Consider the following 14,547-nt stretch of genomic DNA (forward strand, 5'->3'; position numbering starts at 1 on the left):
CCATGCCTCTGTCACGCCTAGTAACGCTGATTGTCGGTCTGATCGTCATTTTGGGGCTAGCCCTATGGCTAATTGATTCCCTCTCACGCCTCTATTGGCAATTATCCTATTCGCCGTTGCTAGGCAATTTACTGCTGTTGCTGCTGATTCTCCTGATTGGAGCCTTGGTTGCCGCTTTTGTTTATTATGTATTGGTGATTAGATCGGGGGAAAAGCGATCGCGTCGCAATCCGAAGCGAGCGACTGCGGCACAAATTCCGGCTGCTAAATCTGACGCTGCTTCTACAACTCTCCAGGCTGTGCGGCAACAGGTAGCGCAAATTCAAGATGAAGTCACACGTCAAGCTTTATTAAGTCGATCGCGAGAGATTGAAGCGAACTTAGCACGGGGTGAAATTCAAGTAGTGGTATTTGGTACGGGGAGTGCTGGTAAAACTTCTCTAGTTAATGCGATTATGGGACGCATGGTCGGTCAGGTAGATGCACCGATGGGTACAACTCAGGTTGGAGAAACTTATTGTTTGCGGTTGAAGGGATTAGAACGCAAGATTTTAATTACAGATACGCCAGGGATTTTAGAAGCAGGAGTGGCGGGAACGGAACGGGAACAAATGGCGCGAGAACTGGCGACAGAAGCAGATTTACTGTTGTTTGTGGTAGATAATGACTTACGACGCTCAGAATATGAGCCGTTGCGGGGGTTGGCAGAAATTGGCAAGCGATCGCTTTTAGTTCTCAACAAAACTGATTTATATACAGATGAAGATAAAGAATCCATCCTTGCGAGATTGCGTCAACGGGTACGGGGATTTATTGCTACTAATGATGTGGTAGCGATCGCTGCTAATCCCCAACCTGCACAACTAGAAACTGGCGAAACCTTCCAGCCGGAACCGGATATTGTTCCTTTGCTGCGGCGCACGGCTGCTGTTTTACGTGCTGAAGGTGAAGATTTAGTAGCAGATAATATTCTTTTGCAATCTCTGCGATTGGGAGACGAAGCGCGAAAACTCATCGATGGGCAGCGTCGCCGTCAAGCTGACAAAATCGTAGAACGGTTTCAATGGATTGGTGCTGGTGTGGTATCAGTCACGCCAATACCAGTTGTAGATTTATTAGCCACAGCCGCAGTCAACGCTCAAATGGTTGTGGAAATTGGTAGAGTGTATGGCTGTGAATTGAATATGGAACGGGGACGAGAATTAGCTCTTTCTTTAGCGAAAACCATCGCTAGTTTAGGCATTGTCAAAGGAGCAATTCAATTATTATCTACAGCCTTGCAACTCAATGTTGCCACCTTTCTGGTTGGTAGAGCAATTCAAGGCGTGACAGCAGCTTATTTAACGCGAATTGCCGGTAAAAGTTTCATTGAATATTTTCGTCATGACCAAGATTGGGGTGATGGTGGAATGACAGAAGTTGTGCAGAAACAGTTTCAAATTAATCGCAGAGATGAATTTATTAAAGCTTTTATTCAGGAAGCGATCGCACGGGTAGTGAAGCCATTACAAGATAAATCTGAGGTGGTTGAACATGATGAAGAAGTCAATAGCTAAATATTGTTAGTTTTATGACCACAAGCGATATCATCTGTGTGTAGTGTTATACGCTCACTAGAAATCAGGAGTGCAATGAAGCTTCAGCAACTAGTAATTGTCAGTACAGTATTTGTTTTGGCGGCTGTGCCAAAAATTACGTTTGCAGATGAAGTGTGGAATAGCGGCTACGGCAGGGTGGTCTATCAAAGCGATCGCGGTAAAACTGCTATATGGACTTATCCAGGAGGAACTATCTTCATTGAAGGGCTAGCTGGAGTAACGAGCAATCGTGGAATTTATCATGGCTATTGGGTTGGTAACTCCAATGTCAAATGTGATACGTCACGAGAAGATGGGTCAGGCAAGTTGAGCAACACCTGGGGAAGATTTTCAATCCGCTTTCTGGTTCCTAATTTTCCCATGCCCTGGGAAGCAAGATGGAGCTATTGCGAGGGGGAACCTACTTTCTCTTGGAACGGAACCCCGCTAAAGCAAGCTTCAGTTCAACACTAAAGTTTATTGACTTTTGTAGCTAAAATTCCCCAAACCTGAATGCAACCATTTGAGTTGATGACTGATATCATGTTCGCCTAATTAGTTATAATTCTTGCATCTGTGCAAAAACCAAAAAACCCTATTTCCCCCTGCTCCGTGCCCCCTGCTCCCCTGCGTTCTTAATGATAAGTCTTTCACCGGACATGATATCATAGGTCATCGTGCAGGTTTCGACGCTTGCTTGGCGTATTCTTCTATCAAGAAAGCATAGTCTTCGTAATTGGGCAGGGTCTCGAAACTATGAACCGCAGAGGTCGTCGCCCATAGCAGCTTTTCCCTCGTCCAAGTTTCAATGAAAGGCGTGAACCATGACGCATCGTCCAGCATCGTCGCACGAAGGTTGACGAACTCATCTATTCCTTCCGGGTGAGTAAACATCCAACTCATGCAGTGCGGGCAGAAGTAATGGCGGGTCGCGCCGTGCAAACCGCCGATGGTCGGCTGGCCTTTCAGTATTGAGAACCCAACGCTTGGAATCGCAACGCTTAAAGAAAAAGCGCTAGCGGTCATTCGCTGACAACCCGTGCAGTGGCAAGCCATCGTCAGCAGAGGCGGGGCACTTACCTGAAACCGTATCTGTCCGCAACGGCATCCACCTTCCCAGGGTAAATTCCAGTCGTTCACGATCTGCCGCCTCCGTTCGCTATTGATGTTCCATTCATAATTAACAATAATATTTCATGGATTATCTGCAAATACAAAAAAGGGAAGAGAAAGCAATATGCAATTGAATAGTGTTATCGCAAATCGTGTCCAACATTGGGGAGTATTTTGCAGCAAATCGACGCGCGATTTTTTGGTGCTTGTTAGGCAACCCCATAGGCAGAAAACAACTAATTCTTTAGATAGAAGCCTCCAGTAAATATCAGTTTTAGCATGAAATAATTATTCTAATTACTTTTCGGAAAACAATAGTGGGTAGCGCATTGGAGCTTAATTACTGGGCTTTTGAATCATGGCTAGGCTGTATTTTAATTATTTGTGCAAGCAGGGTAATCTGTTTGTCATAAAACTTAGGAGATGATGAAAATGACAATTAATCATGGGATCTTATCGCAACTAGGTGATGGTGATAGTTATTCAGTAGCAGGCGATGTAACCACCTTTAAAGCTACGAGCGAACAAACTAATGGCAAGTATGCACTGTTTGAAGTAGTACTTGCACCCCAACTAGGCCCGCCGCCACATATTCATAGTCGAGAAGATGAAGCATTCTACATTCTTGAAGGTTCGATTGAGTTTTATCTTGATGAACAAACAGTTGTAGCAACTCCCGGAACCTTCTTACATTCTCCTAAAGGTCAACTCCATAGTTTTAAAAATATTGGTTCTGCACCAGCTAAAATGCTGATTTTGGCTACTCCAGGTGGAATAGAAAAGTTTTTTGCACAAGTCGGAACTAAAGTAGAGAATTCATCAGTTCCACCGTTACCTATAACTCAAAAATTGATTGACAGCATATTAGCAACTGCTCCAAAATATGGAATTAAAATTGTTCTTCCTGAAACTGATAGTTCTCCATAAAACTAAAACTTTGAAGTCAAAACTTTTTCGGCTTTAAGGATTATTTAGTTAATCTGATATTCGGTATAATTTATATCAAGGTGAGGCATCAACCCCCCTTGTTTCATTACACTACCACAAACTTCCGACTATCCAACGCTGGCTCATACTTGAATGGCACGCTTGAATAACTTTAAGCTATGGTGAATAAGGCTATAGCTTTTAATGACCATCAAGCAGTAATGGTATGGGTCAGAGTTGGCTTATAGATAACTCATATAAGTACTGAGTTTACTCAGTATCTAAGCAGGCTGACCCGATATCACCAAAAAGCGATCGCGATATACTGAATATAAATTGTGAAAGGAAATAGACCTAATGACCTATCCTGATAATCAGAGTCTGCCAGACAATCAACCGTATAAAATTTACGAATTTAAAAAAAATAATCAAGAAAAAATACCTGGTTATTTAGTAGTTAGTACTGCGAAACTGAACGTTGAGACAGAAGAAGACAATTCTCATAGATATTTCTCATCAGTTGCGAATAAAAAGTTTTTTAATATCAATGATGGAAAAGCTGAACCTTCAGCCCAAGAAATGATTGAGAAAATTTCTAAAAGTTTGCAATCAAGCCCCGACCCAGAAATAATTATAAATATTCATGGATATAGTTCTACACCATCGGATACAGAGACGGGGTGTAAAAAGATTTATGAATATGTTAATACGCATATTGAACAACCAAATAAATATATTTTTATCGGATACAGATGGCCATCAGAAAATCCTATAAAAACGGATGAATCTGGTTCCTTTAGACAAAAGCTAATCAACGCACTTTCTTCTCTACCAACTTTACTAGCTATTAATTTAGCTTTAGGACTAACAATTAGTATATGCTCTGCCATAGCTTTATTATTCCTAAATATTTTGAGTAATAGTGCTGTCCACTTTTTCACAGCAATGTTAATTTTATCTGGTATTGTATCTTCAATTATCTTTACACTAATTATTCTCAGGATATCTACTTATTTTCGTGATACTTACAGAGCAAGTAATTATGGAACTACAGATTTAGTTGAATTGATCAGACAGTTGGATTATACAGCAAAGCTTCCCCCAAATAAGCGTATTAAATTGTCTTTTATTAGTCATAGTATGGGGTGTTTTGTAGTAACAGATGTAATTCGGATTCTCTCTGATGTTTTTGATATTAAATCTATTAATAAAAAACCGAATTCGGATATTGGCAATGTATTTCGATTAGGCAGACTTGTGCTAGTTGCACCTGATATCCCTGTAGAAAGTATCTTGCCAGGACGTGCTAATTTTCTTCGTTCTTCTTTACGTCGTTGTGAAGAAGCTTATATATTTTGTAATGAAGGCGACCTAGCGTTACGATTTACCTCTACTGCCGCAAATTATTTTAGTTTCCCAGCGCGAACTCGTATTAGTGGGTACAGGCTTGGTAATATAACAGTTAAACATTTCAACAATAAAAATGATTCAGTGGGTCATACACCCAGATATGGAGTTGTTAATTTACACAAACAAGACTATGGCAAAGGTTACAGCCTTGATAATCCTTATAAATATTTAGAAATTCGTTCTTCTAGTAGCGAACATAGAAAACTTGAAGAGATAACTGAAATGTCAGAAAACTTGGTACAACCCGCAGATTTATTTACATATTTTGACTGTACAGATTATAAAGATGACCGGATGAAGCAGATCGGAATAGTTAGTTCTGCCATCCAAAAGCCAGCGATAAATTTTGGTAATTATATTTTACTCACCTTGGCATTTATTCGGAAGTCTTTTAAGAATACAGATCCTCAAGGTGTTGATACCCACACAGGCTATTTTGAAGGTGCTTTTACTCAAAAAGCTATCTATGAATTAGCTTTTTTAGGATTTCAAGGATTTTTGCAATCTTTGTCAATTGAAGGAGGCGAGTCCGAGCAAATTAGCGTTTTTTCTCAAAAATGCTACGAAAAGCAAATTCAAGTGATTCTTGCGCCGCAAATATATCAACAAAAAACTCAAGATTAGACAAGAAATTGCTAAGTCAAGGGGAAAGGGTAAGTAGGTCGGCGTAAATAATTATTGGGATAAGGCAGGGGGCAGGGGGAGAAAGAGTTTGAGGCTTATTTACTTTCCTTCACACAGTTTGGTTTTATTGCACCGACTTACTTAAAAGTTAAGAAAAATTGTAGGTTGGGTGAAGCAAAGCGCAACCCAACAAAGGCATTTTGTTTGCGAAGTATTTTTTTCCTAAAAAAATGTTTTTTATACGCAAAAATACTTAAAAAAAATTAACTTATATTTTAGTGTCAAAATTCTGGTTATTTATTTCTAAAGTATTCCGGAAACAGAAGGGAATGTCAGAAAAACTAGATAAAAGGACTTACTGAGTAACCAGGTCATGACCCACCACATAATCGGTAAATTACTACAAGGGCGTTACCAAGTTGTCCAAAGCCTCGGTGCAGGGGTGTTTGGACAAACATACATTGCTGTAGATGTAGATTATCCAGAGAATCCCAAATGCGTTATTAAGCAGATTAAAGTTAGCAGTTCCGAATCTGGCTATTTGGAGATGTTGAGGTTACTGTTTCTGACTGAAACCCAAACCCTCAAGCTTCTAGGAAGCCATGACCAAATTCCTGAATTTATCGCCTGTTTTGAAGAAAACGAGCGATTTTATATAGTGCAAGAGTGTATTGAAGGACATGCGCTGACTGCGGAATTGCCCATCGATAGCCAATGGGGCTGTCTGTGGAGTGAGAGCGAAGTTGTAAACTTTTTGATAGATGTCTTAGGTATTCTAGAATTTGTTCACTCTCAAGGCGTTATCCATTGCGATATCAAGCCAGAAAACTTGATTAGACGTACTGTTGATAACAAGTTAGTTATGATTGACTTTGGCTCAATCCAGTCGATCGATTTTGGCATAGGTGCAGAATTGCCCATTTATAGAATTCCCGTCACTTCATTGGGATATATACCGCCAGAACAATTTATTGGTCAAACACAGCCCAACAGTGATATTTATGCTTTGGGTATGATTGCTATCCAGGCTTTAACAGGGCTAGAACCACTACAATTAAAAACCGATCCTTCTACTAATGAAATTTTTTGGCGTTCTCAAAACACGCCAGTTAACGATTATTTAGCTGCTGTTCTCAGCCAAATGATCCGCTACAATTACCAAGACCGCTTTCAGTCTGCGGGTGAAGTGTTGCGGGTACTCAAACAAATAATCTGGGAACCTCAGCCATCAGAAACATTAGAGGAAGATTCTCAATTTTCCTTAGAAGTAGCAAAAAATCCTGCGTCTGGGAAATTATCCCCATTATTCACAGGAATGAAAGTAGGGCTGGCAGCTAATTCTTTATTGATGGGATTTGGTGTATATTCTTTAGTTAATACTGCACCTGCATATTCAGAAACAGATACATTATATAAAGCAACAAAAGAATATCAAGCAGGGGATTTGGAAGAAGCGATCGCACTCGCTAAATCAATTCCTTCTCACAGCAATGTTTATCCAGAAGCGCAAGCCACAATTGAAGAATGGCAAGAACAATGGCAAGTAGCTGCACAGCAATACGAAATAGCACAACTAGCTTTTCAAGAGAACAGATGGTCAGATGTTCTTCATGCTGCTGCCAAAGTTCCAAAGATTGCATATTGGCAATCTAAAACAGATAAAATAGTTCAAAAAGCATCTGTCAACATTGAATTACAGACGCAAGATTTATTAGCAAAAGCTTACGAAAAAGCTGCTGACAAAGATTTTTCTGCCGCCTTACAATATCTACGTCAAATTCCTCAAGAAAGTCGTGCCGGGGCTTTAGTTCAAGACAAGTTAGCTGAATATAATCGAAAACGGCAGATCAGAGCAGCCTACTTTTTACAGAAAGCCTATAAAAAAGCATCTATTGGTGATTTCGATCGAGCTGTAAAATTTCTCCGAAATATTCCCCAAGATACTTTAGTTTATGCTCAAGCTCAAGTCAAATTGAATGAGTATACTCAAAAACAACGCGTGGTAGCTGACTATCAAAAGATAGCTTCTGCAAAAAGAACAAATTTATTTGTTCCGAAAAAGTCAGTTACTAAGATTGAATCTCTTCAAGAAGTAAATTACTTGCAAGAGGTTAATATTCGGTAGGTTTGGTAATTCGTAATTCGTAATTCGTAATTCGTAACACTTTGTACGTTTGCGTAGTATGTCGTTGCAAACAGACACTGCACTTAGCTTGCTTTCCCGTAGAGGTACGATGAGATAAGGGAATAAGGGAAATAACCCATGCCCAATGCCCTCTAGTTTTTACCAAGGAACCACACCGTTTTCATCAAAAAATCCTCCGCTAGAACCATCATCAGGTAGAGTAGCAAGTCTTACTGCTGCGATCGCACCCTGCTCAACAGTGCGATACCCTTGGTATTGATTAATGTCAGTTGCTGTAAAACCAGGATCGGCAGCATTGATTTTAATTGGGGTATCTTTAAGTTCGGCAGCTAATAAAACTGTGATTGCATTCACTGCTGTTTTGGATGAGTTATAAGCAAGAAACTTAAAATCAGCGAATTCGTAATTGGGATCGGAGTTCAGAGTCAGAGAACCTAAACCACTTGATAAATTCACTATTCGCCCTGCTTTTGATTTCTTTAAAAATGGCAACAACGCTTTTGTAACTGCAAACACTCCAAATACATTCGTTTCATAAGTATGTCGTAGTGTTTCAATATCAACTTGGCTAGGTGGAAGGCGATCGCCATCACTTATTATTCCAGCATTGTTCACAAGAATATCAAGTTTTTCAAATTCGCTCTCGATTTGTTTAGCCGCAGAGTCGATTGTTTTTTGGTTGCTCACATCAAGTTGAATTGTTCGGGCATCGATCTGGTTAAGACGAAGTTTATTCGCCGCTTCTTCACCACGTCCTATATCTCTTGAACCAACAAGAACAGTAGCACCTCTAGAACCTAGTTGACGAGCAATCTCATAGCCAATACCTTTATTTGCACCTGTGATCAGCGCAACTTTACCTTTTAAATCTTCTGACATATTACTTCTCTATTTTGATCAACACTGACAACGGTTACTATCTTTGACCAAGTTTAGTGTATAAGTAGTGTGTATCAACACAATATTTGAGATTTAGTAATCCTACACAAGTAGCGATCGCCTGTCATATTTGCACCAGTACTAATTCACACCTCAGATAGCTGTTGAGAAAATATTTGCAGCTTAAAGTAGCAATTGACTCAAAAATTCTTGCAGAAGGTAGATATGCAAACCAAACAGCTTGGCAATTCAGAGCTTAACATTACCCCAATCGGCTTTGGTGCTTGGGCGATTGGTGGCGGTGAATGGGCTTTTGGCTGGGGAGAGCAAGACGATCAAGAATCGATCGCAGCGATCGATCGCGCTCTTGACCTCGGCGTTAATTGGATTGACACCGCAGCTATTTATGGTCTAGGGCATTCTGAAGAGGTTGTTGCTAAGGCGCTCAAAGGTCGATCTAGTCGCCCTTACATTTTCACGAAATGCTCAATGGTCTGGGATGAAAAGGGCGAAATTGCTCGCAGTCTGAAAGCGGATTCTTTGCGGCGGGAGGTTGAAGCCAGTCTGCGCCGACTAGACATTGAAACCATCGACCTTTATCAAATCCACTGGCCCAACCCTGACTCAGAAATCGAAGAAGGCTGGACAACTTTGGCCAAGCTCAAGGATGAGGGTAAGGTTCGTTATATCGGAGTTTCTAATTTCAATGTCGAACAGTTGAAACGTATCCAAGAGATTGCACCAGTTACGTCATTGCAACCGCCTTATTCGCTGGTGAAGCCGGATGTCGAAAAGGAGATTCTGCCTTTTTGTAAGGAAAATAACATAGGTGTGATTGTTTATTCACCTATGCAATCTGGTTTGCTTACAGGAAAGATGACACCTGAGCGAGTTGCTAATTTCCCAGATAATGATTGGCGCAAAAACAGTAATGAATTTCAGGAGCCACGTCTATCTCGTAACCTGAAGCTAGTCGAAGTGTTGCAACACATTGGTAAACAACACGATCGCTCTCCAGGTGAAGTAGCGATCGCTTGGACTTTAAATAATCCGGCGGTGACTGCGGCGATCGTTGGCGGACGCAATCCTAAGCAGGTAGAAGGAATCATTGGTGCTGGAGAATTTCGTCTTAATCAGCAGGAACTAAATGATATTGATACTTTCCTGCGCGAGAATCCATAAAATCTCTGCTGGAAAACCTGATAAACCCCACGACTTAAGCCGGGGGTTTATTCATACTTTTATTTTGTTGCTACGCCGATAATATGAGGACTAACAATTGGCAATTGCGCATCAAATCGCTCATAATTGATGCTACTAAAACCAGCCTTTCCTAATGCTATCCAAATTTCTTTATCTGGATGACAACCATCACCTATTGCTTTCCCAATTGGACTAATTGTGTTTTGTACTTGTCGCAATAAACTTCCTTGAGGTGCGGCGACACGTTCAATAAATAAGAAGCGTCCGCCTGGTTTAAGTACTCTTAAAATTGCCTGCAATGTATAATCTATATTCGGCACAGAGCATAAAAATAATGTACTAACAACAGTATCGATGCTGTTATCTTCGGCATCTAACCATTCGGCATTACCAATGCGGAGGTCGATATCTAAACCCAGTTTTTCTGCTTGTTTTTGAAGAGAAGAATGCGTCTGTAAGTTTGGCTCGATTCCTATCCAATGGATATCTTTAGGATAGTAGCGTAAGTTAGCACCTGTTCTGGGGCCAATTTCTAAAACTTTACCTTGGAGATTAGCAAAAAGAGAACGTTTGCGATCGCTGACTATTTTATCATATTTACTACTATTTGAAGCCATCATCCAGGCAAAAAAATGTTTACCAAGGTTTGCAAAAATATTATTTTTTGAATCTCCAATAATTTGGTTTACAGTCATTATCTACTTCCTAATTTTTGAGCCGAGAAATTGGGGTGCTAAACAACCATTTGATAGCCTCAAGGTACAATACTTGGTGTTTGTTGTACCTCACCCATTAGACTCACCTGATAGGATGAATTTAATTAACGTATTACGTGTAGCACAGGAACCGTAAGATATCACAGAAAGAACAAAAGGATAGAGGCGTTTATATATACGATGATCGGCGATCGCCTGATAAAAGCTAATATAACTGCGGATGTTATAATCCAAAGTGGGTTTTGCAAAACAGCGTTTATTGAACTCCAATCGCTCTCATGAAGTACGAGATACCAAATTGGCAGCGGTAGTAACTTAAATTATACGACGAATAGTGACAGAGAAATTAACTCAAAACAATTGTTTCATCCAAGAAAAACTATGAGCTTTAAACTTCAAGCTTTGCAACTTCCGACTCTCCAAAAAAAATCCGAAGGGCCAATTGTAACTGCTTGGCAGAAATTTCTTTTAGATTATGACTTCCCGATTGCTGCCGTTGATGGGGATTTTGGGAATATTACAGCCCAAGCAACTCGTGATTATCAGACTAGTAATGCTTTAACAGTAACGGGAATTGTCGATACTGCTACTTATAAAAAAGCGCTAGAGCAAGGTTTTGCAATTTATTTTGCTATCTACACCGATGCCGGGAATAAATTCTTAACCTATCTTAACTTTGGAGTAAATGAGGTCAAAGATTTACAAAAAAGTTTAACAGCGATCGGTCGTTTGAATCCGCCGTTAGTAGCTGATGGAGACTTTGGCCCCAACAGTACAAAAGGACTAGCCGAAACTTATAAAATCAGAGACGTCAATTTTCGAGCCGAGTTAGCTCAACAGCTTTCTAATACAACAAAAACCAAGCTTGGCATTGATTTGGAGTTGGCTTTAGACAACATAACTGAATACGCTAAAAAATTAAGACAACGACTGAGTGGAAAAGCCTGGGTTAATTTTTTCCCAGACAGCGACTCAATTGATGATTTAGCTTCTCCCTTTCGTCAAAAAGTACAAGCTTTTGAGCAAGCCTTAAAAAATGCCGGAGCTAATATCGATATATCTTCAGTATTTCGCCCTTCAGAACGAGCTTATTTAATGCACTATGCTTTCCGTATTAGTAATAATGAAATTGCTGCCAAAGATGTTCCACCGATGCCTAATGTAGATATTAATTGGCTACATTACACCAATGCTGGTTCTGTCCAAGCTGCTAAAGAAATGGTGGCTGCTTATAATATTGCTTTTCGACCTGTTCTTACCTCTCGTCATACCCAAAGATTAGCAATTGATTGGGAAATTACTTGGTCAGGAACCTTAAATATCAAAAACGCTAGTGGAACGACAGTTAGTATTAATCAGCCACGAACGAGTTATGAAAATTCTACTTTATGGCAGGTTGGGCGTTCTTACGGTGTGATTAAATTATCTAGCGATCGCCCCCACTGGTCACATGATGGACATTAATGGCTAGAGGAACCGCATATATGGAGAACGCAGTTCCAAAGTTCAGAGTAGAATGACTTGATAAAAATTCCAGATTGGAACAAGGAAAACTCCACAAAGGCTTCAAAATAACTCTTAGTGGGGGATTTCTATTTGCGTCTCCCAATCTCTGCATATTTTTTGAGTACGGTAAACCGTATTTGCTCGTTAGTTCACAAAGATTAATTAAATTGTTAAGTTTAGTTACATAAATAAGTAAAAAAATGCTGTAAACATTCCTAAATGGGAGAAATTATGAGAAAGAGTAGTATACTTGAAGACCCAGACAAGCCGAATAACTTTGCCTTATCGTTAGCGAGTCTTCTCCCAAAGAGATGTAAGGGCTAACGAGCATCATGAGCCTTACAGCCCATCGTAGACATGCTCAGATGCGAATATACCAGCATTTTTGACCAGTCTTTAATCAAGTTTCTCAAAGCGTTAAGGAAAATGAGAAACAGAGGAGAATGGGTAAAACCAATGCCCAATGCCCCATACACAATTTTCAAGTTAGTTTCATTATTTCAGGATTGGTAACATTTATGGGAATTAAAGAACAGCCTAAGTCACCTCGGTTTCGGATCGTCGCTAATATATTACTGGCAGTATCAGGGCTATTCTTGCTCTTAAATTTATTTTTGCCTAATTTATTTGCTTCTGGCCCGACTGGTGTTCCTTACAGCTTGTTTATTCATCAAGTACAGGAAGGGGAAGTCAACCGCGTTTCCGTTGGTCAAAACCAGATCCTCTACCAAATAAAAACAGAAAATGCCGAGCCGGGTCAGGTGTTTGCAACTACACCCATCTTTGATTTGGAGTTACCCAAACTCTTAGAAGAAAAGGGAGTTGAGTTTGCTGCTACACCGCCACCTAAGAATACTTGGTTTACAACCCTGTTAAGTTGGGTGATTCCACCACTGATTTTTATTGGGATTTGGCAGTTCTTTCTTGCACGTGGTGCTGGTGGCGGTGGCCCTCAAGGTGCCCTTTCCATTGGTAAGAGCAAAGCTAAGGTTTACGTTGAAGGCGAATCCGCAAAAATCACCTTTGCAGATGTGGCTGGGGTAGAAGAAGCAAAAACTGAGTTAGTGGAAATTGTGGATTTCCTGAAGACTCCGGCACGGTTTACGCAAATTGGCGCTAGGATTCCCAAAGGTGTGTTGTTAGTTGGCCCTCCAGGTACTGGTAAAACACTTTTAGCGAAAGCCGTAGCAGGAGAAGCAGGAGTTCCATTTTTCAGCATCTCTGGTTCCGAGTTTGTCGAATTGTTTGTCGGTGTCGGTTCTTCCAGAGTGCGGGATTTGTTTGAACAGGCTAAAAAACAAGCTCCCTGTATTGTATTCATTGATGAATTGGATGCGATCGGTAAGTCTCGTAGCAGTAACGGCTTCTACGGTGGTAACGACGAGCGCGAACAAACCCTCAACCAATTACTAACTGAGATGGATGGGTTTGCAGCTGGGGATGCAACAGTAATTGTACTAGCAGCGACCAATCGCCCGGAAACTCTAGACCCGGCATTGCTGCGTCCAGGTCGCTTTGACCGCCAAGTGTTGGTAGACCGTCCCGATTTATCTGGCCGTGAAGCAATTCTCAAGATTCACGCTCAAAAGGTCAAATTAGGAGATGATGTAGATTTAAAAGCGATCGCTACTCGTACCCCTGGTTTTGCTGGCGCAGATTTGGCAAACTTGGTAAACGAAGCCGCATTATTGGCAGCGCGCAATCTGCGTGAAAAGGTTGCTCAAGAAGACTTTGCCGAAGCAATTGAGCGGGTAGTTGCCGGTTTAGAGAAGAAGAGTCGCGTGATGAACGAGACTGAGAAAAAGATTGTTGCATACCATGAAGTTGGTCACGCAATGGTTGGGGCGCTCACAACCGGAAACGGTCGTGTAGAAAAGATTTCGATTATTCCTCGTGGGATGGCAGCTTTGGGCTACACTCTGCAATTACCAACTGAAGACCGCTTTTTGATGAATGAAGATGAACTGCGGGGTCAGATTGCAACTTTGTTGGGTGGACGTTCCGCCGAAGAGGTTGTGTTTAACAGTATTACCACAGGTGCTTCCAACGATTTGCAACGAGCAACTGACTTGGCAGAACGGATGGTAACAGCTTATGGTATGAGCAAAGTCTTAGGGCCATTAGCTTATCAACAAGGACAACAAGCAGCATTTTTGGGTAATGGTGCGCCGAATCCTCGGAGATTGGTAAGTGAAGATACAGCGAAAGCGATTGATATCGAAGTCAAGGAAATCGTGGAAACAGCCCATGAACAAGCCCTAGAGATTCTCAGACAGAATCGAGACTTGCTAGAAGCGATCGCTACTCAGCTCTTAGAAACAGAGGTCATTGAAGGCGAAAAACTGCACGATTTGTTGAGTCAAGTTAAACCCGTAGCTAATTCGTAATTCGTAATGGGCTTTGTCTTGCTACGCTAACGTAATTCCTAAACAGAGGTACGCAGAGA

General features: G+C 40.9%; 11 protein-coding genes. 8 read left to right on the forward strand and 3 right to left on the reverse strand.

The genetic code is table 11. From position 1 onward, the window contains the following. The first annotated feature begins 2 nt into the window (after window positions 1–2). Window positions 3–1,556 carry a GTP-binding protein gene (locus RMZ42_RS05735; protein WP_322670488.1) on the forward strand — a complete coding sequence of 518 codons (1,554 nt, stop codon included), beginning with the start codon at window positions 3–5 and terminating at the stop codon, window positions 1,554–1,556. A gap of 75 nt (window positions 1,557–1,631) precedes the next feature. Then, complete coding sequence (locus RMZ42_RS05740) at window positions 1,632–2,051, forward strand: hypothetical protein (protein ID WP_322670489.1); 420 nt, start codon at window positions 1,632–1,634, stop codon at window positions 2,049–2,051. A 198-nt stretch (window positions 2,052–2,249) separates the two neighbouring features. Here RMZ42_RS05740 and RMZ42_RS05745 read toward each other — a convergent pair whose 3' ends face one another. After that, complete coding sequence (locus tag RMZ42_RS05745; RefSeq protein ID WP_322670531.1) at window positions 2,250–2,633, reverse strand: GFA family protein; 384 nt, start codon at window positions 2,631–2,633, stop codon at window positions 2,250–2,252. A 489-nt stretch (window positions 2,634–3,122) separates the two neighbouring features. Between RMZ42_RS05745 and RMZ42_RS05750 the strand changes: the two genes are divergently transcribed. From RMZ42_RS05750 to RMZ42_RS05760, 3 genes are all read left to right on the forward strand, one after another. Beyond that, the gene (locus RMZ42_RS05750) at window positions 3,123–3,617 is read left to right on the forward strand and encodes a quercetin 2,3-dioxygenase (RefSeq protein ID WP_322670490.1); all 495 of its coding nucleotides are present in this window, start codon (window positions 3,123–3,125) and stop codon (window positions 3,615–3,617) included. Between the two features lie 357 nt (window positions 3,618–3,974). Beyond that, the gene (locus RMZ42_RS05755) at window positions 3,975–5,651 is read left to right on the forward strand and encodes an alpha/beta hydrolase (RefSeq protein WP_322670491.1); all 1,677 of its coding nucleotides are present in this window, start codon (window positions 3,975–3,977) and stop codon (window positions 5,649–5,651) included. Between the two features lie 373 nt (window positions 5,652–6,024). After that, window positions 6,025–7,776 (forward strand): serine/threonine-protein kinase, encoded by a 1,752-nt coding sequence (locus RMZ42_RS05760; protein ID WP_322670492.1) that lies wholly within the window; start codon window positions 6,025–6,027, stop codon window positions 7,774–7,776. 159 nt (window positions 7,777–7,935) lie between these two features. On the opposite strand, the gene RMZ42_RS05765 is transcribed toward RMZ42_RS05760, so the two are convergent. Then, window positions 7,936–8,676 carry an SDR family oxidoreductase gene (locus tag RMZ42_RS05765; protein WP_322670493.1) on the reverse strand — a complete coding sequence of 247 codons (741 nt, stop codon included), beginning with the start codon at window positions 8,674–8,676 and terminating at the stop codon, window positions 7,936–7,938. A 225-nt stretch (window positions 8,677–8,901) separates the two neighbouring features. On the opposite strand from RMZ42_RS05765, the gene RMZ42_RS05770 reads away from it, so the two are divergent. After that, window positions 8,902–9,858, forward strand: a complete 957-nt coding sequence (locus RMZ42_RS05770) for an aldo/keto reductase (RefSeq protein ID WP_322670494.1) — start codon at window positions 8,902–8,904, stop codon at window positions 9,856–9,858. 59 nt (window positions 9,859–9,917) lie between these two features. On the opposite strand, the gene RMZ42_RS05775 is transcribed toward RMZ42_RS05770, so the two are convergent. After that, entirely contained in the window at window positions 9,918–10,574 is a 657-nt protein-coding gene (locus tag RMZ42_RS05775) for a class I SAM-dependent methyltransferase (RefSeq protein ID WP_322670495.1), read from the reverse strand. Window positions 10,575–10,976: 402 nt separating this feature from the next. Between RMZ42_RS05775 and RMZ42_RS05780 the strand changes: the two genes are divergently transcribed. Next, window positions 10,977–12,059 (forward strand): peptidoglycan-binding protein, encoded by a 1,083-nt coding sequence (locus RMZ42_RS05780; protein ID WP_322670496.1) that lies wholly within the window; start codon window positions 10,977–10,979, stop codon window positions 12,057–12,059. Window positions 12,060–12,619: 560 nt separating this feature from the next. Then, window positions 12,620–14,488 (forward strand): ATP-dependent zinc metalloprotease FtsH4, encoded by a 1,869-nt coding sequence (gene ftsH4, locus RMZ42_RS05785; RefSeq protein WP_322670532.1) that lies wholly within the window; start codon window positions 12,620–12,622, stop codon window positions 14,486–14,488. The last annotated feature ends 59 nt before the right edge of the window (window positions 14,489–14,547 follow it).

This window comes from Nostoc sp. DedQUE05 (assembly GCF_034530955.1).
GTDB lineage: Bacteria > Cyanobacteriota > Cyanobacteriia > Cyanobacteriales > Nostocaceae > Nostoc.